The following is a 23915-nucleotide window of genomic DNA, read 5'->3' as shown; positions in this document are numbered from 1 at the left end:
ATTCGCACCGCCGCAGCCTGGGCCCGGCAAAGACACGGGCTGCGGGGTAAGTGCATCAGATCAGCGAATGGCGGGGTGACCTTCCATTCGCTTTTTCATGCCTGCGCTCAGGTCGCCAGGGCCAGATCCTCGGGCAGCGCCTGCACGCCGACCGCTTCGGCGGCAGCGGCGTGGGCCGGGCCAGCGGCCAGGGCCGCACCGATCTCGGCGAAGGTACTGTTGGTGGAGACGCCATAACCGGCCAGCAGGTTGTCCAGCACGCCTTCCAGGGCCGAGGTGTTGCCCTGCATCAGGCCGTAGATCACGCTCTGCACTTCGTTGCCGGCACGCCCGGCGCCTTGCGCGGCGTCCAGATCCAGGCCGTTGAAGCTGACCACGTAGTTGCCCAGGCTGAAGTCGCTGCCGCTGCCGCCACCGAGCACTTCACCCAGGGAGACGTTGTCCAGCGAGCCCCACAGGTAGTGGTTGAGGTTGTCGCCCGGGGCCTTGGACGGGTCGAACACATAGTGCAGACCGTTGGCGCTGTCGCTGTCGGCAATGAAGGCGTAGTCCGAGTTGTTGCGACCGTGGGTGGCGTACTGGTCGCCATCGAAGGTGCCGTTGCTGAAGCCGCCGGTGTTGCTGTAGCCATGGCCGGCGGTGACGAAGCCGGCACTCCAGAAGGCCAGGTAGTCGTCGACGGTCGAGCTGGCGAAGGCGGCGTCGTAGTTAACGGAAAGGGTCATGACGGTTCCTCGTTGTTGCACAGTGATGACGAAGGCGCGTTCCGTGCCTTCGCGTCGCCCGAAATGGGCAAACCCGGTTGGTTCAGAAGCGGTACTCGAGCATGCCGCTCAAGGTGCGGCCGCGGGCCAGCGACAGGTTGTTGCCGTCGCCCATGGCCACGAAGTAGGCCTCGTCGGTGGCGTTCTCCAACGACAGGGCCAGGTTCAGGCTGGGGGTCATCCAGTAGCTGGCGTAGAGGTCGTAGACCGTGTACTGCGGCCATTGGGCCTGGTCGATCTGGTTGTAGGTATGGCTCTTGAGGTTCTCGCCGTTGCCTTCGCTGTAGCGCACGCGCATGCCCACATCCAGGGTGCGTTCGAGCAGGCGCATGCCCAGGGTCAGGGCGCCACGGTCGGCGGGCATGTACGAAGCGTTGCCCATGATGTCGCCGCAACTGACGATACTGTTGGTGTCTGCGGCGCCCTCGGCGCGTGATACGCGCACCGGCAGCATGATGATGCGGCTGCCCACCCGCACCGGGCGCATGACGGTGCCGGCGCTGACCAGACGCTGTGCGCCCCCCATGTAGAACTGGTTGGAACAGAACTCGTTGCTGCCGATCATGTGGGTGTAGCTGAGCTGGCCGTAGTAGGCACCGGCATCGTAGTCCAGGCTGTATTCCACGCCGCGAAAGCGCGTGGTCTCCAGGTTGTTCTGGTAGGCCGAACGGCCCAGGGCGATGCCTGCCACGCTGCTGCCGGGCAGCGAGACATTGGTGTCGAGGAACGAGAAGTTGTCGATGCGCGTATCGAAGTAGGCGACCTTGGCGCCGAAGCGGTCGCCGTCGTGCAGCAGCGACTCCTTGAAGATGTTCAGCCCCAGCTCCCAGTTGTGCGACTCCTCGGCCTTGAGGAACGGGTTGGGGTAGACCATCTCGGCACTGCCGCCGGCATGCGGACGGCCGCTCATGAACACTTCGGTCACCGCTGGCGGGCGCCAGCCACGGCCCCAGCGGGTGTAGACCTGTAACCAGTCCGGCCCGGGCTTGAGCGCGATGCCGAAGGTCGGTGAGAAGCGGCCCTCCTCGGTATCCTCGTCGAAGATCATGTGGGTCTGCTGGCGGGTAAGGCCGACCTCGGTGACGCCCTCGGGGTACATCCAGGTGGTGACGCCGGTCTTGCCGCTCAGGCGATAACGGTCATAGCGCAGCCCGGCATCCAGGGTGAGCCAATCGTCATGCTCGTAGGTGAGCTTGCCGAACAGGCTGGCCATCACCCGCTTGCCCTTGGGGTTGGCGCCCTGCACGTAGGGTAGCGACTCCACCTCGTTGGCCGCGGCGACGCGCTCGGTGCTGGGGCGAAAGCTGTCCTGGAACAACTCGGTGCCGTAGTTGAAGCTCAGGGTATCAGCCTGCCCCAGGTGCCAACGCGAGGTGTTCTGCAGCTGCAGGCCCCAGGTGTCGGTCTGGAAGCGGTCGGTGTAGGCCTCGACACGGTTGCCGGTGGCGGCGCTGGACAGGTTGTCGGCGTTCCAACGGTCCTGGCGGGTGGTCACGTAGTACAGCTTGGCCTTGAAGTCGATCAGGTCGTTGTCCGGGGTGAAGCTGTAGTCCAGTGCGGCATTCTTCGCATTGATGTCGTTGGTGCCGGTGACCCGGTAGTAATAGCGGTTGGCGTTGCTGTCGTTGTAGGTCCAGGCGTCCTTGCTGTCGGTGTCGGTCTCGATGTAGCTGAACTGCAGGCGCTGGTCGTCGGCGAAGTTGAGGCCGAGCTTGAACAGCTGTGAGCGGGTCACGCTGTCCATCGCTCCCACTTCACCATGCAGCCAGCTCTTCCAGGCCTCGCGATTCTCCAGCTTGCCGCGGATCTGCGTGCCCAGGTTGTCGGCGTTCTGCGTACCGCTGCGGTAGTTGCCGAAATGCCGCTCACTGTGGCCAAGCAGGATATCGCCGGCTTCATTGCCGACGGCGAACAGTGCACTGCCATTGAAGTAGGTGCCGTTGCCCAACTCGCCGATACCGTGGCCGGCGCGCAGGCGACCACCGATCTCCTTGCCCGGCCCGAGCAGGTCACGGGCATCGACGGTGTTGAAGCTGGCGATGCCGCCGATCACCCCGGCACCGCCCATGCCGGCCGAGGTGCCCTTGTCGATCTCGACACCCTGGATGAACTCCGGGTCGATGAACATCACGCCGTTGCGCTGCTGGTGGCCGTTGACGTTGAAGTTCTGGCGCATGCCGTCGATGTTCATATTGACCCGGCCATAGTCCTGCACGCCGCGGATGTTCACCGACAATCCGGGATCACGCTGGTTGACGGCGGTATACACGCCTGGGGTCTGCTCAAGCAGGTCGGCGGCATGACGAGGGGCGCGCTGCTCGATCTGCTCACGGGTAATGACACTCACCGATCGCGGGGTCTGGTACACCCAATCACCATCGCGCTGCGAATCGACATGGGTCGCGCCCAGCTCCAGCGCCTCGCCGTCCTGGACGATTCGCTCCAGGCCGACCTGCCCGGCGGCACTGAAGCGGTAGCGTACTGGCGTGCCGCGCAGCAGTTGGCGCAGGCCCTCTTCGGCCGGGTAGCTGCCCTGCAGCCCTTCGCTGCGCAGGCCGGCCAGCTTGCGGCTGTCGAAGAACACCTGCACACCGGACTGCTCGGCGTAGGCCAGTACCGCGCTGTCGAGCGACTGGGCCGGAATATCGAAACGCACCAGGTTGCGGCTGGCGATGCTTGGCGAATCGGCGGCGTGTGCCTGGCCGATCCCCATCGGCAATGCACAGCTGCCCAGGACCAGGCTGCCGGCCAGGGCGAGGCGGCCCAGAGGGCGCAAGGGTTGTTGTCGTGGCGTGCTCACTGCGGTTGCTCGTCCGTTGTTGGCGTTTTCTAGTAATGAAAATCAATCTCAACAATCAGACGTGCTGCGCAGGAAAAGTCAGTAAATAAAATTGAAAGTATTTTGCCGAAGCCGCATTCAGTACAGCACGGCCAAGCCTGGAAGCTTGATCAGCCGGGCCTTGAGCTCGTCACCGAGCACCACCGGGGCGGTGCCTAGCTGGTCGAGGCGGAATACGCCGCTGACCTCACGCCGGGCCAGTGCGTCACTGGCGACTACCAGCCGGCCTGCACGGTAGCGATTGAGCCGGGCGACCACCTCGGCGAGCGGCTGGCGTTCGAATACCAGCACGCCGCGCTGCCAGTCCGTGGCTCGCCGCAGATCGTGACCCGGCCAGGGTCGTACCCCCTTGTGCTGGTCATAGCGCAGGCTCTCGCCCTGCTCCAGTAACTGACTGGCCTGCCCCTGCAACGGCGGCACCTGCAGGTCGACCGCGACGCTGTGCTCCAGCATGCCGACCCAGCCCCCCTCACCCGCCGCGCCAACCACGAAGCGTGTACCGAGGGCGCGGCTGGTAGCCCCGGCGTATTCGACCACGAATGGGCGTGCGTCCCGGGACGTGACCGGTACGGCAGTGAAGATGGCCTCACCGGACAACAGGCGCACGCGGCGTTCTTGATCGTCGAAGGCAAGCTGGACGGCGCTGCGGCTGTCCAGTTCGACCTGGCTGCCATCGGGCAGGGTCACCCGACGCACCTCGCCGATACCCGTGAGGTAGTCCGCGCGCCAGCCTAGCCAGGCCTGCGGCCCTTGCTGCACGGCCAGCACGGCCAGCAACAGCGCCGCCGCGCTGGCGACAGCCCGGCGCAACCGAGGCCGCCGTCGCCGCATCGGGCTGCCCTGGAGGGGAGTCGTGGGGCGAGCGCTCGAGACGGCGGGCAAGCTTGCCAATAGCCCAAGGTCAGCCCAGGTGGCCTGGGCGAACCCATAGGCACGGGCGTGCCGGGGATCGCTGGCGCACCACTGGTCCAAGGCGTGCTGCTGCGCCGGGCCCAGGGGACCGGCCTGCTGCAGTACCACCCACTCGGCGGCCTGCTCGCGGATGGCTTGCTCGTTCTGGCTGCTCACACGGTTCTCTCGCGATCTGGTTATGTCTGGGCTGACGTCTGAGGCGGCATTTGTCAGTAAACCGTTGGTCATTCGGTTTCCTGCAGGCACTGCATCACATAGGCCAGGGCCTTGGCCAGATGCTTTTGCACCGAGCTGTCGGAGATCCCCAGGTGCCGGGCGACCTCGGCGTGGGTCATGCCTTCCAGGCGGTTGAGGCGAAAGATTTCCCGGGTGCGTTCAGGCAGCTCGCCGAGGATCGCCTGCAGGCGACGCAGGTGCTGCTCGCGCACGGCCTGCTCCTCGAGCCCGGGGCCGTCCTCGACGATCGCCTCGAAGGCTTCATGGGGCACCGTGTCGGTCTTGCGCCGCTGCTGCTGGCGCACGTGATCGATCATCAGGTTGTGCGCCGTGCGGTACAGGTAGGCCTGGGCGTTTTCGATCGGCTCGTGACGTTGCTGCTCGGCCAGGCGCAGGAAACTGTCCTGCACCAAGTCGGCCGCCAGCTGCGGGTCGCGCACCTTGCGCGAGAGCAGGCCCTGAAGATTTTTCGCGTGCTTTGTGAACAGCCGCTTGAGGTCGAACTCCGCCACACGCTCTCCATGGGGTGGTCGCAAGGTGGCGGTATGCTACTGGTTATTGAGAATCACTTGCAAGAAACAGCATTATTCGAAGAGTGCATCCAGCGCCTGTTCCAGACGGGTCACGGCAATCACCTGCAACCCGGCGGGCGCTTCCTTCGGCGCATTGCCCTTGGGCACGATGGCGCGCTTGAAGCCATGCTTGGCCGCCTCTTTCAGGCGCTCCTGGCCACTGGGTACCGGGCGCACCTCGCCCGACAGGCCGATCTCGCCGAACACCAGCAGGCCATGGGCCAACGGACGATTGCGCAGGCTCGACATGACCGCGGCCAGCAACGCCAGGTCCGAGGCGGTTTCGAGCACCTTCACGCCGCCAACGACGTTGAGGAACACGTCCTGGTCATGGGTGGGAATACCGCCGTGCCGGTGCAGCACCGCCAGCAGCATGGCCAGGCGGTTCTGGTCCAGGCCCAGGGTCACCCGTCGCGGGTTGGCAAGGTGGCTGTCGTCGACCAATGCCTGGACCTCCACCAGCATCGGCCGGGTACCTTCCCAGGTGGCCATGACCACGCTGCCAGGTACTTCTTCCTGGGTGCGATTGAGGAAGATCGCCGACGGGTTGGAGACTTCCTTCAGACCACGGTCGGTCATGCCGAACACACCCAGTTCGTTGACCGCGCCGAAGCGGTTCTTTACCGCGCGCAGCAGGCGCAGGCGGCCATCGGACTCGCCCTCGAAATACAGCACGGTATCGACCATGTGCTCGAGCACCCGAGGCCCGGCCAGCGAGCCTTCCTTGGTGACGTGGCCGACCAGGAAGATCGCCGTGCCGCTCTGCTTGGCGTAGCGCACCAGCAACGCCGTGCTCTCGCGCACCTGGGCGACACCGCCCGGGGCCGACTGCAACTGCTCGGTGAAGATAGTCTGGATCGAGTCGATGACCATTACTCGCGGTTTTTCCTGGCGGGCGGTGGCGATGATGGTCTCGATGCAGGTTTCGGTCATGACCTTGAGCTGGTCCTGGGGCAGCCCCAGGCGCCGGGAACGCATGGCCACCTGCTGCTGCGACTCCTCGCCGGTGACATAGAGCGCCGGCATCTGCGTGGCGATGTTGCACAGGGTTTGCAGGAGGATGGTGGACTTGCCGATCCCCGGGTCACCGCCGATCAGCACCACCGAGCCGTCCACCAGGCCTCCGCCGAGCACGCGGTCGAGTTCGGTGCTGCTGGTGGTGAAGCGCGGGATCTCCTCGACGCTGACTTCGGCCAGGGTCTTGATCTGTGCCTGCTGCCCGGTCCAGCCGGCACGTCCGCTCGGCGCCGCGGCGCCGCCGCTCTCGATCATGGTCTCGACCAGGGTGTTCCAGGCCCCGCAGTCAGCGCACTGGCCGGCCCATTTGGGGAAGGTCGCGCCGCACTCTGTGCAGCCATACAAACGCTTGGCCTTGGCCATGGGCGGGTCTCCTGGAAAAAACCGCCATGATAGCCGAACACGGACGTGTCCCGGAGGCCGCGGCGGGCGACCAAACTATTCGCGCTAAACACAGTCTGTAGCTGCGAACGTCACGCATGAAGCGTTTTAGTGGCTTACACTGCGTTTACCTCTCTCCATTCGTAACAAAGGAATACAGCATGGGCATGCTCAGTGAATTCAAGGCCTTCGCGGTCAAGGGAAATGTCGTCGACATGGCGGTAGGTATCATCATCGGCGCGGCGTTCGGCAAGATCGTCTCTTCCTTTGTCGGCGACGTGATCATGCCCCCCATCGGCCTGCTGATCGGCGGCGTGGACTTCAGCGACCTGGCGATCACGCTCAAGGCCGCCGAAGGCGATGTGCCGGCAGTGGTAATGGCCTATGGCAAATTCATCCAGACCATCCTCGACTTCATCATCGTCGCCTTCGCCATCTTCATGGGCGTGAAGGTGATCAACCGCCTCAAGCGCGAAGAGGCCGTGGCACCGACCGCACCGCCAGTGCCAAGCGCCGAGGAAACCCTGCTGACCGAGATTCGCGACCTGCTCAAGGCGCAGAACCGCCAGCCCTGAAGCACAAAACGGCTGGGGCCGCTTTGCGGCGGCCCCAGTGACGACGATCCAACAGGCGCTGTTGTGCCTTACCAGTAGTTCTCCACCGCCACCTGCCCCGGCCGCTTGCTCAGGCTCAGCTGCAGGTCACGCGCCTTGAGCACCTTGCGCGTCTCGTCGATCATCTGCGGGTTGCCGCACAGCATGATCCGCGAATGCTCCGGCGACAGCTCAAGCCCCGCCGCCTTTTCCAGCTCACCGTTCTCGATCAGCGTGGTGATCCGCGCATTCAATGCGCCCGGATGTTGCTCTCGGGTGACCACAGGTATGAACTGTAACTTGCCCGCGAACTCCGCCAGGTAGTCGCGTTGCTCCAGCGCGGCGATCTCGTCCACGTACGCCAGCTCCTTCGCCTCGCGCACCGAGTACACCAGCTTGATGTTGTCGAAGCGCTCCCAGGCCTCGAAGTCCTGCAGGATCGACATGAACGGCGCAATGCCGGTGCCGGTGGCCAGCAGCCACAGGTCGCGACCACCGACGAAACGGTCCAGGGTCAGGTAACCGAACGCCTGGCGGTCGATCAGCAGGGTGTCGCCCTCGCCCAGGCGGCTCAGCTCACTGGTGAACTCGCCTCCCGGCACCACGATGGAGAAGAAGTCGAGGAACTCGTCGTGGGGCGCGCTGACCATGGAATAGGCGCGCCAGGCGACGCTGCCATCGGCCTTGCTCACGCCCAGGCGGGCGAACTGCCCGGCGCGGAAGCGGAATCCGGCATCACGGGTAACACGCAGGGAAAACAGGTTGGGCGTCAGGGGCTGGACGTCGAGCAGGGTCTGGCGGGTATATTTGTCGGCGCTGGCGGTCATGACGGGCTCCATGGAACAGATGCGCGTAGTGTCGCGCAAAGCAGCGGAGATAAACACCGTCGGTTTGTAAGGTATCGCCTGGGACTGCGCGCAATCAGCTAAGAAAATACGCCAGCTATAACAAAAAAACCCAGCACAGAGTTAGGGGATTTCCTACACTTCGCTTCGTGCGTTACCTACATTGGATCCAGCGAGAAGCAGAAGGGAGCTTCATCGATGCCACACTGGAAGACGGAAGATCTCCAGCAATTGCTGGACGAGCGCGAGCCCAAGCAGATTTTCGCATGCGCCGTGGACCTGATACAGAAGCTCGACATGGAGTATCTGGGGCTGACGCTGCATCTGCATGCTTGCGCCAAGGGTCCACAGGTAATTCTCTACAATAACTACCCCAAAAGCTGGAATGATCGTTACCAGAACGAGAATTTCATCAGTATGGATCCGACAATATTAAAGTGCCACCTTGGCGAGCTGCCTTTTGTCTGGAGCGACGATCTCTTCCGCGACGTCCCACACCTGCGCGAGGAAGCTCATGCGCACGGGCTGACCTACGGCTGGACCCAGTCAACGCATGACCTGCGGCATAACGAAAGCCACTTGAGCGTGTCCCGGCGTTCCCGCGCCATCGACGACGAAGAACACTACGAAAAGTGCGCTGCGACGATGTGGCTGTGCAACACGTTGCACTCGCTGCTCAGCGAATATCACCTGACTCACCTCTACGGACTCAGCGTGCGTGAACTGGAAGTGATGGACTGGTGCGCGAAAGGCAAAATTGCCGAGGACATTGCCAAGATCCTGCGTTTATCGACCAGCACTGTGAACTTCCATATCCGCAGTTCCATCGAGAAGACAAACGCCGCCAATAAAACCCATGCCGTCGCCAAGCTGATCGAATCCAAACAGATCAGTCCCAGATAATGGCTCGAAATCTGTAGAATCGCGTACCTCATGTCCATCGCGCCCCGCGATGACCAGCACCACCTTGAGCCGTACGCCATGCCCCTGTTCAACAGCCCCTTCGCCGACCTCGACCTGATCCGCCAGCCGGCCCAGGCCAACGACCCGCTGCTGGCCTTCGACGCCGCCGACCAGTACCTGCTGGAACACCTGGCCGCCCAGGCACCGCAGGCGAGCTGCAAGGTGCTGGTGCTCAACGACAGCTTCGGCGCCCTGGCCGCGAGCCTCGCAGGGCATGTGCAGGTGAGCAGCAGCGGCGACTCGCACCTGGCGCACCTGGCCCTGGAGAAGAACCTGGCGGGTAACGGCAAGCCGTTCGACAGCGTGCCCTTCATCCCGGCCAGCGAGACCTTCCAAGGCCCGTTCGACCGCGTGCTGGTGCGCGTGCCCAAGACCCTGGCCCTGCTCGAGGAACAGCTGATCCGCCTGCAGGGCCAACTGGCGCCCGGCGCCCAGGTGATCGCCGGGGCCATGATCAAGCACCTGCCCCGCGCCGCCGGCGACCTGATGGAGAAGTACATCGGCCCGGTCCAGGCTTCGCTGGCGCAGAAGAAGGCCCGTCTGCTGATCGCCACCGTCGCCGAACGCCCGGCCGCACGCTCCCCCTACCCCAGCCGCTACCTTCTGGACAGCCCGGCCCTGGAACTGCTCAACCACGCCAACGTGTTCTGCCGCGAAGGCCTGGACATCGGCACCCGCGCCTTCCTGCCACACCTGCCACGGGACCTGGGCCGCGTCCGGGTCGCCGATCTGGGCTGTGGCAATGGCGTGCTGGCGATCGCTTGCGCCCTGGCCAACCCGGATGCGCAGTTCACTCTGGTCGACGAGTCGTACATGGCGGTGCAGTCGGCACGGGAGAACTGGCAGGCGGCGCTGGGCGGGCGCGAAGTGACGATCAGGGCCGCGGATGGTCTGGCCGGCCAGGAGAAACAATCGCTGGACGTGGTGCTGTGCAACCCGCCATTCCACCAGCAACAGGTGGTCGGCGACTTCCTCGCCTGGCGCATGTTCCAACAGGCCCGGGAGGCGCTGGAAGTCGGTGGGGCGCTGTACATCGTCGGCAACCGCCACCTGGGCTATCACAGCAAGCTGGCGCGGCTGTTCCGAGGGGTCGAGCAGGTGGCGGCGACGCCGAAGTTCGTGGTGCTCAAAGCCCGTAAATAAGCGCCCTCAAGTAAACGAAAAAAGCCCGCCCCTACTGGTACTGTAGGAGCGGGCTTGCCCCGCGATCGGGCTGCAAGGCAGCCCTTGCAACCTAGTGAGTACTAAGGCCTGCCGCACTCATGAACATGCGCATGCCATAAGCCACCACCCCAAGCGCCGCCACGCTCAGCCCCCAGATCAGCACCAGCCAACCCAGGCGTTGCCACAGCGGCTTTTTCTCTTCGACGTTCATCACGATGCGCTCCTAGTGATAGCCGTCTTCATGGGTCACCTTGCCGCGGAACACGTAGTAGCTCCAGTAGGTGTAGCCAAGGATGAACGGCAGGATGAACAGCGTGCCCACCAACATGAAGCCCTGGCTCTGCGGCGGCGCCGCAGCGTCCCAGATGCTGATCGACGGCGGAATGATGTTCGGCCACAGGCTGATGCCCAGCCCGCTGTAGCCCAGGAAGATCAGCACCAGGGTCAGCAGGAACGGCGTGTAATGGGCATTGCGCGCCACCGCCCGCAGCAGGCCGTAGAAGGTCACCAGCACCAGGATCGGCACCGGCATGAACCAGACCAGGTTGGGCATGCTGAACCAGCGCTCGGCGATCTGCGGGTAGGCGATCGGCGTCCACAGGCTGACGATGCCGATCACCGCCAGCAGCACCAGCGCCAGGGGGCGAGCCATGTCGTGCATCTTCTGCTGCAACGGCCCTTCGGTCTTCATGATCAGCCAGGTGCAGCCCAGCAGGGTGTAGGCGACGATCAGGCCCAGGCCGCTGAACAGCGTGAACGGCGTCAGCCAGTCCAGGGTGCCGCCTACGAACTTGCGGTCGACCACCTTGAAGCCCTCGATGAAGGCACCCAGGGCCACGCCCTGGAAGAAGGTCGCCACCAGCGACCCCCAGATGAACGCCTTGTCCCAGATATGGCGTTTGTTGGCCCGGGCCTTGAAGCGAAACTCGAAGGCCACGCCACGGAAGATCAGGCCCACCAGCATCAGGATCAACGGCAGGTACAGCGCCTCCAGCACCACCGAGTAGGCCAGCGGGAAGGCGCCGAACAACGCCGCGCCGCCCAGCACCAGCCAGGTCTCGTTGCCGTCCCATACCGGGGCGACGGTGTTCATCATCACATCACGGTCCCGCTCGTCCTGGACGAACGGGAAGAGCATGCCGATTCCCAGGTCGAAACCATCCATCACCACGTACATCATGACGCCGAAGATGATGATCACGGCCCAGATCAGCGGAAGATCGATACCCATCTCAGTTCCCCTTGCTCAGGCTGCTGGACTCGGCCTCATGGCCATCATCGGCGGCGGACAGTGGCCGCGCCGGCGTGCGTTTCTGGCCAGGGCCTCCGGGGGGCTGCGTGTCGCCCTCGCCTGTGTGCGGACCTTTGCGCACCAGACGCATCATGTAGCCGAGCCCAGTACCGAACAGGGCGAAATAGACCACCACGAACATCACCAGGGTGAAGCCAAGTTGCGTATAGCTGTGGTTGGACACGCCATCGGCGGTACGCATCAGGCCGTAGACAACCCATGGCTGGCGACCGATTTCCGTGGTGAACCACCCTGCCAGGATGGCGATCAATCCGGATGGCCCCATCCACAAGGCCAGATGCAGGAATGGCCGGCAACTGTACAAAGTGCCACGCTTACGCAGCCAGAGGCTCCACAGGCCAACGAAGATCATCAGCATGCCCAGCCCGACCATGACCCGGAACGACCAGAATACGATGGTCGAGTTGGGTCGATCCTCAGGTGGGAAGTCCTTCATCGCCGGGACCTGCTTGTCCAGGCTGTGGGTGAGGATCAGGCTGCCGAGCGCCGGGATCTCGACCTTGAAGCGCGTGGTCTCGGCCTGCATGTCGGGAATGCCGAACAGAATCAGCGGGGTCGGCTCGCCGGGCTTGTTCTCCCAATGGCCTTCGATGGCCGCGATCTTCACCGGCTGGTGCTTGAGGGTGTTCAAGCCATGGAAGTCACCGATCACCGCCTGCACCGGCGCGACGATCAACGCCATCCACATGGCCATCGACAGCATCTTGCGCACCGCCGGGTTGTCGCGCCCGCGCAGCAGGTGCCAGGCGGCCGAGGCGCCGACGAAGAACGCGGTGGCGACGAAGGCCGCGGTGGCCATGTGCATCAGCCGGTAGGGGAAGGACGGGTTGAAGATCACCGCGAACCAGTCCACCGGGATCACCTGGCCATTGACGATCTCGTAGCCCTGGGGCGTCTGCATCCAGCTGTTGGAGGCGAGGATCCAGAACGTCGACACCAGCGTGCCCAGCGCCACCATGCACGTGGCGAAGAAGTGCAGGCCACGGCCGACTCGATTCCAGCCGAACAGCATGACGCCAAGGAAACCGGCCTCGAGGAAGAAGGCGGTCAAGACCTCGTAAGTAAGTAATGGACCGGTGATGGACCCGGCAAAGTCGGAGAACTGGCTCCAGTTGGTGCCGAACTGGTAGGCCATGACCAGGCCCGAGACCACGCCCATGCCGAAGTTGACGGCGAAGATCTTCGACCAGAAGTGGTAGAGGTCACGGTAGGTGTTGTCGGCGGTCTTCAGCCAAAGGCCTTCGAGGACCGCCAGGTAGCTCGCCAGGCCAATGGTGATGGCCGGGAACAGGATGTGAAAGGACACGGTAAAGGCAAACTGGATTCGGGCGAGCTCTAAGGCTTCCAATCCGAACATGGTGCTTCCTCTTCAGGTAATCCGGCGACCGGGCTCGTGGCCTGTCGCCCACTGCCCCCACGGGTATCGAGTGCGGCGCGTTGGAATTGTTCTGTTCGATCGCGGGGATTCCGGCCCAAGGGCCAAGATCGTTGCATCTGGAACGATTGATCCAGATCAACGACTGAATGGAAGCATAGTCCCGAATGACCCATCCGGATGTGTGGTCGATTGCCGCGTGACCTGTTGCCTCACCCTCTTTTTTAGCGTGTGAGAAGTTGATCCGCGCGGCTTTCAGCAACTATTTGTTACAAACAGATGTTACTCTGCTGGCCCCTCTATCTCCGAGGCTGCAGGCTCCCCGATGTCCGATTCCGCCCCGCAATTACTGCGCCATCACCGCCCCTTCCTCGCCTTCTGGCTGGCCCGCGTATTCACCGCCAGCGGCTTCCAGATGCTTACCGTGGCCATCGGCTGGCACCTCTACCAGCTCACCGGCAATGTGCTCGACCTGGGCCTGGTCGGGCTGGTCGAGTTCGCCCCGCGGGTGCTGTTCATGCTGCACACCGGGCATGTCGCCGACCGCTACGACCGGCGCAAGGTCGCCGCCCTGTGCCAGACCCTGCAGGCGCTGATCGCCCTGGCGCTGGCCGTGGGCAGCTTTACCGACAACGTCAGCCGAGAGCTGATCTTCGTGCTGGCCTTCCTGCTGGGTGCCGCCCGCTCGTTCGAGATGCCGGCGACCCAGGCCCTGCTGCCCAACGTGGTGCCACCCGGGCTGTTCCCGCGTGCGGTGGCGGCCTCTGCATCGGCGTCCCAGGCGGCGACCATCGTCGCCCCGGCGGTGGGCGGCCTGCTCTACGCCCTCGGCAGCACCTGGGTCTACGGTCCGACCGTAGTCCTCTATCTCATTGCCTGCCTTTTGACCCTGAGCCTCGATGCCCGTCGGCAGCAGCCGCAGCCAGGCAGGGCCAGCCTCGACTCGCTGCTGGCCGGGATCCGCTTCATCCGCAGTCGTCCGGATATCCTCGGCGCGATCTCGCTGGACCTGTTCGCCGTGCTGCTCGGCGGCGCCACCGCGCTGCTGCCGGTGTTCGCCAAGGACATCCTGCTGACCGGCGCCTGGGGCCTGGGCCTGTTGCGCTCGGCGCCCGCCGTCGGGGCATTGCTGATGTCGTTGTGGCTGGCGCGCTTTCCGGTGGAGCGCAAGGTGGGTCTGACCATGTTCACCGCAGTGGGCATATTTGGCGTGGCGACCATCGCTTTCGGCCTGTCCACTTCGTTCTGGTTCTCCCTGGCGGTACTGGTGGTGCTGGGCGCGGCGGACATGATCAGCATGGTCATCCGCAGCGCCTTCGTGCAACTGGAGACGCCGGACGAGATGCGTGGCCGGGTGAGCGCGGTGAACGGGCTGTTCATCGGTGCCTCGAACCAGCTCGGCGAGTTCGAGTCAGGTGTTACCGCGCACTGGTTTGGCACAGTGCCAGCGGTGGTGCTCGGTGGCGTGGGCACGCTGGTGGTGACCGGGGTGTGGATGAAGCTGTTCCCGACGCTTACCCATCGGGACCGGATGCATAACAACTGATCGTTTGCCTGTACCGGCCTCTTCGCGGGTAAACCCGCTCCCACAGGGATCGCGCCGCCCTCAGGGCCTGTGAAATACCTGTGGGAGCGGGTTTACCCGCGAAAGGGCCGGCACAGGCTACAGAAAAACCCTCTCCCCAATGGCCATAGGCCCCCGCCATCCTTGCTGGTATGATGCGCGGCTTTTTTCCGCCCCACACAAAACCACGGTATCCGGTACGGTCTGTGCTTTGCTGTTGGGGTCGATACATTCACGGCGCGAGGGCGCCCGGGGAGCAGGCATGCTGGAAAGGCTGTTTCAACTAAAAGCACACGACACCAATGTGCGCACCGAGATTCTCGCGGGCGTCACCACCTTCCTGGCCATGGCCTACATCCTGTTCGTCAACCCGAGCATCCTCGGCGAGACCGGCATGGACAAGGGCGCGCTGTTCGTCGCCACGTGCCTGGCCGCGGCCATCGGCTCGGTGACCATGGGCATCATCGCCAACTACCCGATCGCCCTGGCGCCGGGCATGGGCCTGAACGCCTTCTTCACCTACACCGTGGTCCTGCACATGGGCCACACCTGGCAGGTGGCGCTGGGCGCGGTGTTCCTCTCGGCGGTGCTGTTCTTCCTGCTGTCGATCTTCCGCATCCGCGAGTGGATCGTGAACAGCATCCCGCTGCCGCTGCGCTCGGCGATCGCCGCCGGCATCGGCCTGTTCCTGGCGCTGATCGCCCTGCATAATGCGGGCATCGTCGTCGATAACCCGGCCACCCTGGTGGGCCTGGGCGACCTCAGCAAACCGGCGCCGATCCTCGCCACCCTGGGCTTCTTCCTGATTGTCGCCCTCGAGTCGCTGAAGGTCCGCGGCGCGGTGCTGATCGGCATCCTGGCGGTGACCGTGGCCTCGATCGCGGTGGGCGTCACCCCGTTCGGCGGCGTGGTCTCGATGCCGCCGTCGCTGGCCCCGACCTTCCTGCAGCTGGACATCGCCGGCGCCCTCGACGTCGGCCTGATCAGCGTGATCTTCGCCTTCCTGTTCGTCGACCTGTTCGACAACTCCGGCACCCTGATCGGCGTGGCCAAGCGCGCCGGCCTGATGGGCAAGGACGGCCACATGCCGAAGATGGGCCGCGCCCTGATTGCCGACAGTACCGCCGCCATGGCCGGTTCCCTGCTGGGCACCTCGACCACCACCAGCTACATCGAGTCGGCGGCGGGCGTGAGCGCCGGCGGGCGCACCGGCCTGACCGCCATCGTGGTCGCCGTGCTGTTCCTGCTGGCGCTGTTCTTCGCCCCGCTGGCCGGCAGCGTGCCGGCCTTCGCCACCGCGCCGGCGCTGCTGTTCGTCGCCGTGCTGATGGCCTCGGGCCTGGCCGAGATCAACTGGGATGACGTCACCGAAGCCGCGCCGGTGGTGGTGACCGCCCTGGCCATGCCGCTGACCTACTCGATCGCCAACGGCATCGCCTTCGGCTTCATCGCCTGGACCGCCATCAAGCTGATCTCCGGCCGTCACCGCGACCTGAACCCGGCGCTGGTGATCCTGTCGATCCTGTTCGTCATCAAGCTGGGCTGGTTCCCCGCATGAGTGCTGTCCTGGATCCTTCCCAATACGACGCGCAACTGGCGGCCAAGGCCGCCCGCCTGCGCGAGCTGCTGGCACCGTTTGGCGCGCCGGAGCCGGCGGTATTCGACTCGCCGCGCGAGCACTATCGCCTGCGCGCCGAGTTCCGCCTGTGGCGCGAGGACGGCCAGCGCCATTACGCGATGTTTGCGCCGGGCGAGAAGCACAAGGCGATCCTGATCGACGACTTCCCCATCGCCAGCGAGCGCATCAATGAACTGATGCCACGCCTGAAGGCCGCCTGGCAGGGCAACGAGGCACTCGACAATCGCTTGTTCCAGGTCGAGTTCCTCACCACCCTGGCCGGTGACGCAATGGTCACCCTGTGCTATCACCGCCCTCTGGACGAAGCCTGGGAAGCGGCCGCGCAGCAACTGGCCAGCGACCTGAACGTCAGCGTGATCGGCCGCTCCAAGGGCAAGCGCGTGGTGATCGGCCGTGACTACGCCGTGGAGAAACTCGACATCGCCGGGCGCACCTTCAGCTATCGCCAGCCCGAAGGCGCCTTCACCCAGCCCAACGGCGCGGTGAACCAGAAGATGCTCGGCTGGGCCTTCGAGGCCATGGGCGAGCGCCAGGACGACCTGCTGGAGCTGTACTGCGGCAACGGCAACTTCACCCTGCCGCTGGCCACCCGCGCGCGCCAGGTGCTGGCCACCGAGATCAGCAAGACCTCAGTCAACGCTGCCTTGCACAACCTCGACGAGAACGGCGTGGACAACGTGCGCCTGGTGCGCCTGTCGGCCGAGGAGCTGACCCAGGCGCTGAACGAGGTCCGACCGTTCCGCCGCCTGGAAGGGATCGACCTGAAAAGCTACGACTTCGGCACCGTGTTCGTCGACCCGCCGCGCGCCGGCATGGACCCGGACACCTGCGAGCTGACCCGCCGCTTCGAGCGCATCTTGTACATCTCGTGCAACCCGCAAACCCTGGCGCAGAACATCGCCCAACTGCACGATACCCACCGTATCGAGCGCTGCGCGCTGTTTGACCAGTTCCCATATACCCACCATATGGAAAGCGGCGTCCTGCTGGTTCGGCGCTGAAACGCCCGCAGGGCAGGCTCCTACACGCTGTATGTGTGTAGGAGCGGCCTTGTGCCGCGAAAGGGTCGCGTAGCGACCCCTGGATTTCAGCGTTTACACATCAATCGCCGGGGCCGCTCTGCGGCCCTTTCCGGCCGGTCCGACGCCTCGGCAAGGCCGCTCTCATGGAACAAAACACAACTCTTTGATTTGACTGGAGCGTGGGAGCGGGCTTGCCCCGCGATGCGGCGTTTGGCACCGGCTACGCCGGTGATCGCGGGGCAAGCCCGCTCCCACGCTGGAACTCTGTTCCATGCGCGACAGCGTAGCCCGAAGGGCTGGGCGATCTCCTACAGAGATCGCGTAAAGGCCTTCAGAAATCGAAGAACACCGTCTCCCCTTCCCCCTGGATACGGATGTCGAAACGATACGCCGTCTTCCCCTCCACCTCGCAACGCCTGGCGATCAGCGTCTCGCGCCGCTGCGGCTGCTCGATCAGGTTGAGCACCGGGCACCGGGCGTTCGCCTCGCCCTCGTCATCGAAGTACAGCCGGGTATGCAGGTGGATGTTGATCCCCCGGGCAAACAGGCTGATGTTGATGTGCGGCGCCATCGGCACGCCCGCGGCATTGTTCACCACACCCGGCTTGACCGTGTGCAGCGTCCATTCGCCGGCGTCGAAGGTGGTCGCGGTACGACCGAAGCTGTTGAAAGCGTTCTCCAGGTTGAATTCATCCTGGTAGTGGCCATCGGCATCGGCCTGCCAGATTTCCAGGAACGAATCGCGCACCAGGTGGCCGTTGCCGTCGTACACCTGGCCGAGCAAGAGGATATGCTCGCCCGGCGCATCCGGCCTGGCCAGGCGGTTCCAGATTTCCTGGTCGCGGGTCGGGTTGCCCGCCGCCTCCAGGGCCAGGCCGATGTGCACGTAGGGGCCGGCGGTCTGCGAAGGGGTTTCCGGCAGCAGTTCGATAGGCATGACGGGCCTCCTCAGCGGTTTTCGAAGTGGGTCTGGCGCTGGCCGCGCAGGACGATGTCGAAGCGGTAGGCCAGGCAATCCATGGGGTTGGCGTGGCTCATGTCGAGCCTGGCGATCAGCCGCTGGACCGCCTCGGGGTTGGCGATCGACTTGACGATCGGGCACAGCGGAATCAGCGGATCGCCCTCGAAGTACAGCTGGGTGATCAGCTTGGTGGCGATCGACGGCCCGCTGACGGAGAAGTGGATATGCGCCGGGCGCCAGTCGTTGGGGCCGTTGCGCCACGGGTACGGACCGGGCTTGATGGTGCGGAAGCTGTAATAGCCGTCGCGGTCGGTCAGGCAACGGCCGACACCGCCGAAGTTCGGGTCCAGCGGCGCCAGGTAGCGGTCGTTCTTGTGCCGGTAGCGGCCGCCGGCATTGGCCTGCCACATCTCCACCAAGGTATTGGGCACCGGTTTGCCATACTGGTCGACAACGCGCCCGGCGACGATGATGCGCTCGCCGATCGGCAGGCCGCCGTGGCTGAAGTTGAGCAGCAGGTCGTGGTCGTGCTCGCCGAAGCGCAGATGGGAAAAGTCCGGGCCGGTACTTTCGCTGATCGACTGCGGGATGCTGACCAGCGCCTGGCGCGGCGAACGCGCCACCGAGGTCTTGTAGTCGGGGGTGAAGGCCTTGGGGTGCCAGTTGCGATCACGGATCACGAAGCGGCTGGTGTCCTGGGCGGGCATGCCGGTTTCCTCTCTTGGAATTGTCGAGCGCCTGGGCGTGCCAGGCGGACTTGCAGTTTCCGGCAGGCCAATCGGGATGAATATTGAATTCAGCGGTCTTAGCCATAACCATTTGGTTATGCATCAGCGACCGAGGCGACGCCGGTGGCAGCGCTGAACTAATCTTTGACTTCATGTTTCACAAACCGGAGAGCTCTACATGGAATGGCGAAAAGGCCGACGCAGCGACAACGTGGTCGATGCCCGCGGCGAAGGGGGCGGCGGCGGCATGCGCTTCGGCGGCGGCAAGGGCCTGGGGCTCGGCGCCATCCTGCTGATCGTCGGCATCGGCTGGCTCACCGGGCAGGACCCGTTGCAGATCCTCGGCCAGCTGGCCGGGCAGATGGAGCAGCAGCAGACCGCACCGGCCAACGTCGACGGCAAGGCCCCGCCGGCCAACGACGAGCAGGCCGAGTTCGTCGCCTCGATCCTCGGCGACACCGAGGACACCTGGAAGGCGCTGTTCGCCCAGGCCGGCAAGCAGTACCGCGATCCCAAGCTGGTGCTGTTCAGTGGCCAGGTCAATTCCGCCTGCGGCTTCGCCTCGTCGGCGGTCGGGCCGTTCTACTGCCCGGGTGACCAGCGCGTGTACCTGGACATGACCTTCTTCCGCGAAATGGAAACCCGCTTCAAGGCCGCCGGCGACTTCGCCCAGGCCTACGTGATCGCCCACGAAATCGGCCACCACGTGCAGACCCTGCTCGGCGTCTCGGCCAAGGTCGACGCCGCGCGCCGCAATGGCCAGCGCATGGAAGGCGACAACGGCCTGCTGGTACGCCAGGAACTGCAGGCTGACTGCCTGGCCGGGGTCTGGGCCTACCAGGCGCAGAAACGCCTGAACTGGCTGGAGCCGGGGGATGTGGAAGAGGCGCTGAACGCCGCCAATGCCATCGGTGACGATCGCCTGCAGCAGCAGGGGCAAGGCCGGGTCGTACCCGACTCGTTCACCCACGGTACTTCGCAACAGCGTGTGCGCTGGTTCAAGGCCGGGTTTTCCAGTGGCGACGTGAACCAATGCGACACCTTCAGCGCGCGTAGCCTTTGATATCACGCGCAGCCCAGTGCGCGCCCGCCGGTGCGCACTGGGTGTGCCCCCGCGATTGACCACATCAAAAACACAAACGTATTCAACAAGTTACAAATTTGCTGAAAAAGCGTTTCAGCTTCTCCCTGCTTTGCCGATAAGTCCTACACAAATCTGCGGGCTATCTGACAACAACAACGCCCAGCTTTTGAGATCAAGTGAGCGAAATCATTCTCTGGGAGAGCGTGCATGAACAGTTGGTTCGCCAATATCAGCGTCAACCTCAAACTCGGCCTGGGCTTCGGCCTGGTCCTGGTCCTGACCGGCCTGCTGGCCCTGACCGGCTGGAACAGCCTGGGCAGCCTCATCGACCGCAGCAACTGGATGAGCGACATCACCCAGCTCAACAGTGACCTGACCAACCTGCGCGTGGCCCGCCTGCAGTGGATGCTGACCAACGGCGACGACGCCTCGGCGGCCAATGTCCAGGCCAAGCTCGACGCCTTCGGCAGCCAGCAGCAGCACCTGGTCAACACTTTTAAGAGCCCCGAGAACCTCAAGCTGCTGCGCGAGCAGGGCCAGAGCATCAGCGAATACCGGATCTCGCTGGAAAAAATGCGCCAAGGCTACAAGACCACCCTCGCTGCCCGTGAATCGATGAACCAGGCCGCAGCCCGCGCCAATGACGCCATCGAGGCGATCAGCAGCGCCGTGCTGTCCAGCTCCGAGAGCGATGCCAGCCGCCTGGCCCAGTACCTGCTGATCAGCAAGGCCAAGCAACAGCTGGTGCAAGTGCGCCTGGATGTACGCAGCTACATCGCCGACCTGACCAGCGAAGCCGAGCAGGCCGCCCTGCGCCAGCTGGAAAACGCCCTGAATGAAATCGACAGCCTCAAGCGTCAGCTGCCGGGCGAAGCCTCGCGCATCCAGCAGTTCGAAAGCGCCGTGCTGGCCTACCGCGACGCCGTGCGCCAGTTCCGCGACGCCACCGCCGCCATCGGCGTGGCCCGTGCCGAAATGACCGTGCAGGGCGCCGACATCGTCAAGCGCAGCGACGAGCTGTACAAGATCCAGATCGAACGCCGTGACGACGAAAGCGTCCAGGCCCGCAGCCTGCAGACCACCGCCACCCTGCTGGCGCTGCTGGTCGGCGTGCTTGCCGCGTTCATCATCACCCGCCAAATCACCCGCCCGCTGCGCGAGACCATGGACGTGGTCAACCGCATCGCCAGCGGCGACCTCACCCAGGAACTGTGTGTCACCCGTCGCGACGAACTGGGCGCCCTGCAGCAGGGCATCGCCCGCATGGGCACCACCCTGCGCGACCTGATCACCGGCATCCGCGACGGCGTCACCCAGATCGCCAGCGCCGCCGAGGAGCTGTCGGCGGTGACCGAGCAGACCAGCGCCGGCGCCAACAGCCAGAAGGTCGAGACCGACCAGGTGGCCACCGCCATGCACGAGATGGCCGCCACCGTCCAGGAAGTCGCGCGCAACGCCGAGCAGGCCTCCCACGCGGCGACCAACGCCGACGATGAAGCCCGGGTCGGCGACAAGGTGGTGGGTGAAGCCATCAGCCAGATCGAACGCCTGGCCCATGAAGTGCACCGCTCCACCGAGGCGATGACCCTGCTGCAGCAGGAAAGCCAGAAGATCGGCAGCGTCATGGACGTGATCAAGTCGGTGGCCGAGCAGACCAACCTGCTGGCGCTCAACGCCGCCATCGAGGCGGCCCGTGCCGGCGAGGCCGGTCGTGGCTTTGCCGTGGTGGCCGACGAGGTCCGTGGCCTGGCCCAGCGCACCCAGCAGTCCACCGAAGAGATCGAAGGCCTGATCGCCAGCCTGCAGCACGGTACCCAACAGGTCGCCGAAGTGATGAACGGCAGCCGCAGCCTGACCGACAGCAGCGTCGAGCTGGCGCGCAAGGCCGGTGGTTCGCTGGAGAGCATCACCCGCACGGTGTCGAACATCCAGTCGATGAACCAGCAGATCGCCGCCGCCGCCGAGCAGCAGAGCGCCGTGGCCGAAGAGATCAGCCGCAGCATCCTCAACGTGCGCGACGTGTCGGAGCAGACCGCCGCGGCCAGCGACGAGACCGCCGCCTCCAGCGTCGAGCTGGCACGCCTGGGTGGTCACCTGCAGACCCTGGTCAGCCAGTTCCGCGTCTGACCCTGTAACGCATCGCGGGGCAAGCCCGCTCCCACCAATCCGTGGGAGCGGGCTTGCCCCGCGATCATTTCACCCCAGCCTTATCTGACGATCATCCCCACCCCGCGCCCACGCGGATCGGAAGCGGTCTCCAGCTTCTCCCCGGTGACCCGGATCGCCTGGATGTCGCCCATCTCCCAGCCCTGGTCTTCCAGCACGTAGCCCATCTTCTTCAGGTCGTCCGCCACCTTGCCGGTGAGCGGCGCATAGCTGTCGAAGTAGATCGTATCCTTGGGCAGCAACTGGTGATGCACGCGCTGCGCCGCCACCGCCTTCTCCAGCGGCATGCCGTAGTCATACAGGTTGTTCATCACCTGGAAGATCGAGGTGAAGATCCGCGAACCGCCCGGCGTGCCCAGTACCAGGGCCACCTTGCCATCGCGGGTCACCAGGCTCGGGCTCATCGACGAGAGCATGCGCTTGCCCGGCGCGATGGCGTTGGCATCGCCGCCGACCACGCCAAAGGCATTGGCCGCCCCCGGCTTGGCGCTGAAGTCGTCCATCTCGTCGTTGAGCAGGAAGCCCGCACCCTTGACCACCACGCCACTGCCATAGTCGAGGTTGAGGGTGTAGGTGTTGCTCACCGCGTTGCCCTGCTTGTCGACGATGGAGAAGTGCGTGGTCTGGTGCGGTTCCAGCCCCGGCTTGACCTTGTCGGTCTCGGAGATCGCGTTCGGGTTGACCTGGGCGGCGCGCTTGGCCAGGTAGTCCTTGGCCACCAGTTGGTCGACCGGGACCTTGGTGAAGGCCGGGTCACCGAGGTAGTCGGCGCGGTCGGCGAACACGCGTTTCTCGATCTCGGCCAGCAGGTGGATGTACTTGGCCGAGTTGTGCTCGACGCCCTTGAAGTCCGCCGCGCGGTCTTCCTTGATGCCCAGCAGCTGGGCCAGGGCGACGCCGCCGGAGCTTGGCGGCGGCGCGGTGTAGACCACATTGCCGCGCCAGTTGATGGCGATCGGGTCGCGCCACACGGCCTTGTAGTCCTTGAGGTCATCCTTGGTGATCAGGCCCTTGTCGGCCTGCATCTGCGCCACCAGCAGGTCGGCGGTCTTGCCCTGGTAGAACTCGCTGACGCCCTTGTCGGCGATGCGCTCCAGGGTCTGCGCCAGCTCCGGCTGCTTGAACAGCTCGCCGACCTTCATGTGGCCGAAGTAGTCGTTGAAGTTGGTGGCGGTCTTGAACAGGCCCTGGGCGTCGTCGCGGTACTGGTACTGCTTCTGGGCGATCTTGAAGCCGTTCTGCGCATAGCCGATGGCAGGCGTCAGCAGCTCGCTCCACTTGAGCTTGCCGAACTTCTGGTGCGCCTCCCACAGCCCCATCACCGTACCCGGCACACCGGCGGCGCGCACGCCGACCAGGCTGAGGTTCTCGATCACCTCGCCCTTGTCGTCCAGGTACATGGTCTTGGTCGCGGCCTTCGGCGCCACTTCGCGGTAGTCGAGGAAGTAGGGCTTGCCGTCGACGAACAAGGTCATGAAGCCGCCGCCGCCGATGTTGCCGGCTTCGGGGTAGGTCACGGCCAGGGTGAAGGCGGTGGCGACGGCGGCGTCCACCGCGTTGCCGCCCTTCTTGAGGATGTCGGCGGCCACCTGTGCGCCATATTGATCAGGCGCGGCTACCGCGCCGCCTTCCAGCGTTACGGCAAAGGCGGAGGAACAGCTCAGGATCGCGACCCCGAGGGCCAGCGGCTGGAACATGACGATACGCATGCGCACTTCCTTGGTGTTGTTTTTGTTGATCAGTCATTAAGGCCGAAGCCCTCCGACTAAGCAAACACCATTGCAGGATCGCGCCGCCT

20 protein-coding genes and 1 pseudogene are annotated in these 23915 nt (G+C 64.7%); 9 read left to right on the top strand and 12 right to left on the bottom strand.

Annotation, left to right across the window (positions count from 1 at the left end):
• Window positions 1–107: 107 nt before the first annotated feature.
• The 5 genes from VUG52_RS04080 to radA all read right to left on the bottom strand — a co-directional run bounded on the left by VUG52_RS04080 (window position 108) and on the right by radA (window position 6683).
• The gene (locus VUG52_RS04080; protein WP_331832462.1) at window positions 108–725 is read right to left on the bottom strand and encodes a heme acquisition protein HasA; all 618 of its coding nucleotides are present in this window, start codon (window positions 723–725) and stop codon (window positions 108–110) included.
• Between the two features lie 82 nt (window positions 726–807).
• Window positions 808–3477, bottom strand: coding sequence for a TonB-dependent receptor (locus VUG52_RS04075; protein ID WP_256206022.1), 2670 nt, complete (start codon window positions 3475–3477; stop codon window positions 808–810).
• A 204-nt stretch (window positions 3478–3681) separates the two neighbouring features.
• Window positions 3682–4671 carry a FecR family protein gene (locus VUG52_RS04070; protein ID WP_050706917.1) on the bottom strand — a complete coding sequence of 330 codons (990 nt, stop codon included), beginning with the start codon at window positions 4669–4671 and terminating at the stop codon, window positions 3682–3684.
• 68 nt (window positions 4672–4739) lie between these two features.
• On the bottom strand, window positions 4740–5243 hold the full coding sequence (locus VUG52_RS04065; protein ID WP_050706918.1) for an RNA polymerase sigma factor: 504 nt from the start codon (window positions 5241–5243) through the stop codon (window positions 4740–4742).
• 72 nt (window positions 5244–5315) lie between these two features.
• Window positions 5316–6683, bottom strand: a complete 1368-nt coding sequence (gene radA / locus VUG52_RS04060) for a DNA repair protein RadA (RefSeq protein ID WP_050706919.1) — start codon at window positions 6681–6683, stop codon at window positions 5316–5318.
• 179 nt (window positions 6684–6862) lie between these two features.
• Between radA and mscL the strand changes: the two genes are divergently transcribed.
• Window positions 6863–7276: a large-conductance mechanosensitive channel protein MscL gene (mscL, locus tag VUG52_RS04055; RefSeq protein WP_050706920.1), complete on the top strand. Its 414-nt coding sequence runs from the start codon at window positions 6863–6865 to the stop codon at window positions 7274–7276.
• Between the two features lie 68 nt (window positions 7277–7344).
• Here the strand turns inward: mscL and VUG52_RS04050 are convergent, their stop codons facing one another.
• On the bottom strand, window positions 7345–8121 hold the full coding sequence (locus tag VUG52_RS04050; protein ID WP_050706921.1) for a ferredoxin--NADP reductase: 777 nt from the start codon (window positions 8119–8121) through the stop codon (window positions 7345–7347).
• Window positions 8122–8337: 216 nt separating this feature from the next.
• Here VUG52_RS04050 and VUG52_RS04045 point away from each other — a divergent pair, with 216 nt between their 5' ends.
• Together VUG52_RS04045 and VUG52_RS04040 are read left to right on the top strand one after the other, a co-directional pair.
• On the top strand, window positions 8338–9042 hold the full coding sequence (locus VUG52_RS04045) for an autoinducer binding domain-containing protein (protein ID WP_050706922.1): 705 nt from the start codon (window positions 8338–8340) through the stop codon (window positions 9040–9042).
• A 78-nt stretch (window positions 9043–9120) separates the two neighbouring features.
• Window positions 9121–10245: a methyltransferase gene (locus VUG52_RS04040; RefSeq protein ID WP_050706928.1), complete on the top strand. Its 1125-nt coding sequence runs from the start codon at window positions 9121–9123 to the stop codon at window positions 10243–10245.
• Between the two features lie 91 nt (window positions 10246–10336).
• On the opposite strand, the gene VUG52_RS04035 is transcribed toward VUG52_RS04040, so the two are convergent.
• The 3 genes from VUG52_RS04035 to VUG52_RS04025 are packed head-to-tail and all read right to left on the bottom strand — an operon-like array spanning window position 10337 to window position 12935.
• On the bottom strand, window positions 10337–10477 hold the full coding sequence (locus VUG52_RS04035; RefSeq protein ID WP_036986195.1) for a DUF2474 domain-containing protein: 141 nt from the start codon (window positions 10475–10477) through the stop codon (window positions 10337–10339).
• 12 nt (window positions 10478–10489) lie between these two features.
• The gene (cydB, locus tag VUG52_RS04030) at window positions 10490–11497 is read right to left on the bottom strand and encodes a cytochrome d ubiquinol oxidase subunit II (protein ID WP_050706923.1); all 1008 of its coding nucleotides are present in this window, start codon (window positions 11495–11497) and stop codon (window positions 10490–10492) included.
• Window position 11498: 1 nt separating this feature from the next.
• A complete protein-coding gene (locus VUG52_RS04025; RefSeq protein ID WP_050706924.1) occupies window positions 11499–12935 on the bottom strand; it encodes a cytochrome ubiquinol oxidase subunit I in 1437 nt (478 codons plus the stop codon).
• A 343-nt stretch (window positions 12936–13278) separates the two neighbouring features.
• On the opposite strand from VUG52_RS04025, the gene VUG52_RS04020 reads away from it, so the two are divergent.
• From VUG52_RS04020 to trmA, 3 genes are all read left to right on the top strand, one after another.
• The gene (locus tag VUG52_RS04020; RefSeq protein ID WP_050706925.1) at window positions 13279–14499 is read left to right on the top strand and encodes an MFS transporter; all 1221 of its coding nucleotides are present in this window, start codon (window positions 13279–13281) and stop codon (window positions 14497–14499) included.
• 280 nt (window positions 14500–14779) lie between these two features.
• A complete protein-coding gene (locus tag VUG52_RS04015; RefSeq protein ID WP_050706926.1) occupies window positions 14780–16075 on the top strand; it encodes an NCS2 family permease in 1296 nt (431 codons plus the stop codon).
• On the top strand, window positions 16072–17157 hold the full coding sequence (gene trmA, locus VUG52_RS04010; protein WP_050706927.1) for a tRNA (uridine(54)-C5)-methyltransferase TrmA: 1086 nt from the start codon (window positions 16072–16074) through the stop codon (window positions 17155–17157). Before VUG52_RS04015 ends, trmA begins: the two co-directional genes overlap by 4 nt.
• A gap of 352 nt (window positions 17158–17509) precedes the next feature.
• Here the strand turns inward: trmA and pcaG are convergent, their stop codons facing one another.
• Window positions 17510–18115: a protocatechuate 3,4-dioxygenase subunit alpha gene (gene pcaG, locus VUG52_RS04005; RefSeq protein ID WP_050706929.1), complete on the bottom strand. Its 606-nt coding sequence runs from the start codon at window positions 18113–18115 to the stop codon at window positions 17510–17512.
• Window positions 18116–18126: 11 nt separating this feature from the next.
• Window positions 18127–18846, bottom strand: coding sequence for a protocatechuate 3,4-dioxygenase subunit beta (pcaH, locus tag VUG52_RS04000; RefSeq protein WP_050706930.1), 720 nt, complete (start codon window positions 18844–18846; stop codon window positions 18127–18129).
• 199 nt (window positions 18847–19045) lie between these two features.
• Here pcaH and ypfJ point away from each other — a divergent pair, with 199 nt between their 5' ends.
• The 3 genes and pseudogenes from ypfJ to VUG52_RS27195 all read left to right on the top strand — a co-directional run bounded on the left by ypfJ (window position 19046) and on the right by VUG52_RS27195 (window position 22078).
• The gene (ypfJ, locus tag VUG52_RS03995) at window positions 19046–19930 is read left to right on the top strand and encodes a KPN_02809 family neutral zinc metallopeptidase (RefSeq protein WP_050706931.1); all 885 of its coding nucleotides are present in this window, start codon (window positions 19046–19048) and stop codon (window positions 19928–19930) included.
• A gap of 363 nt (window positions 19931–20293) precedes the next feature.
• Window positions 20294–21175 (top strand): annotated as a pseudogene (locus VUG52_RS27200) (methyl-accepting chemotaxis protein); the annotation flags it as partial.
• A 39-nt stretch (window positions 21176–21214) separates the two neighbouring features.
• The gene (locus VUG52_RS27195) at window positions 21215–22078 is read left to right on the top strand and encodes a methyl-accepting chemotaxis protein (protein ID WP_371877790.1); all 864 of its coding nucleotides are present in this window, start codon (window positions 21215–21217) and stop codon (window positions 22076–22078) included.
• Window positions 22079–22158: 80 nt separating this feature from the next.
• On the opposite strand, the gene ggt is transcribed toward VUG52_RS27195, so the two are convergent.
• Window positions 22159–23826 carry a gamma-glutamyltransferase gene (gene ggt / locus VUG52_RS03985; RefSeq protein ID WP_050706933.1) on the bottom strand — a complete coding sequence of 556 codons (1668 nt, stop codon included), beginning with the start codon at window positions 23824–23826 and terminating at the stop codon, window positions 22159–22161.
• Window positions 23827–23915 lie beyond the last annotated feature (89 nt).

The organism is Pseudomonas sp. LH21 (genome assembly GCF_036549575.1).
GTDB lineage: Bacteria > Pseudomonadota > Gammaproteobacteria > Pseudomonadales > Pseudomonadaceae > Aquipseudomonas > Aquipseudomonas peradeniyensis.
The sequence above is the reverse complement of the archived record's forward strand: the minus strand, read 5'-3'. Positions and strand labels throughout refer to the sequence as shown.

Bases quoted from the DNA above. Each gene is read 5' to 3' on its own strand.
- VUG52_RS04015 (WP_050706926.1), top strand. From the start codon at position 14,780: ATGCTGGAAAGGCTGTTTCAACTAAAAGCACACGACACCAATGTGCGC.
- VUG52_RS04080 (WP_331832462.1), bottom strand. From the start codon at position 725: ATGACCCTTTCCGTTAACTACGACGCCGCCTTCGCCAGCTCGACCGTC.
- trmA (WP_050706927.1), top strand. From the start codon at position 16,072: ATGAGTGCTGTCCTGGATCCTTCCCAATACGACGCGCAACTGGCGGCC.
- radA (WP_050706919.1), bottom strand. From the start codon at position 6,683: ATGGCCAAGGCCAAGCGTTTGTATGGCTGCACAGAGTGCGGCGCGACC.
- ggt (WP_050706933.1), bottom strand. From the start codon at position 23,826: ATGCGTATCGTCATGTTCCAGCCGCTGGCCCTCGGGGTCGCGATCCTG.
- VUG52_RS04025 (WP_050706924.1), bottom strand. From the start codon at position 12,935: ATGTTCGGATTGGAAGCCTTAGAGCTCGCCCGAATCCAGTTTGCCTTT.
- VUG52_RS04045 (WP_050706922.1), top strand. From the start codon at position 8,338: ATGCCACACTGGAAGACGGAAGATCTCCAGCAATTGCTGGACGAGCGC.
- VUG52_RS04050 (WP_050706921.1), bottom strand. From the start codon at position 8,121: ATGACCGCCAGCGCCGACAAATATACCCGCCAGACCCTGCTCGACGTC.
- ypfJ (WP_050706931.1), top strand. From the start codon at position 19,046: ATGGAATGGCGAAAAGGCCGACGCAGCGACAACGTGGTCGATGCCCGC.
- VUG52_RS27195 (WP_371877790.1), top strand. From the start codon at position 21,215: ATGGGCACCACCCTGCGCGACCTGATCACCGGCATCCGCGACGGCGTC.
- mscL (WP_050706920.1), top strand. From the start codon at position 6,863: ATGGGCATGCTCAGTGAATTCAAGGCCTTCGCGGTCAAGGGAAATGTC.
- VUG52_RS04035 (WP_036986195.1), bottom strand. From the start codon at position 10,477: ATGAACGTCGAAGAGAAAAAGCCGCTGTGGCAACGCCTGGGTTGGCTG.
- VUG52_RS04075 (WP_256206022.1), bottom strand. From the start codon at position 3,477: ATGGGGATCGGCCAGGCACACGCCGCCGATTCGCCAAGCATCGCCAGC.
- VUG52_RS04040 (WP_050706928.1), top strand. From the start codon at position 9,121: ATGCCCCTGTTCAACAGCCCCTTCGCCGACCTCGACCTGATCCGCCAG.
- VUG52_RS04020 (WP_050706925.1), top strand. From the start codon at position 13,279: ATGTCCGATTCCGCCCCGCAATTACTGCGCCATCACCGCCCCTTCCTC.
- pcaH (WP_050706930.1), bottom strand. From the start codon at position 18,846: ATGCCCGCCCAGGACACCAGCCGCTTCGTGATCCGTGATCGCAACTGG.
- pcaG (WP_050706929.1), bottom strand. From the start codon at position 18,115: ATGCCTATCGAACTGCTGCCGGAAACCCCTTCGCAGACCGCCGGCCCC.
- cydB (WP_050706923.1), bottom strand. From the start codon at position 11,497: ATGGGTATCGATCTTCCGCTGATCTGGGCCGTGATCATCATCTTCGGC.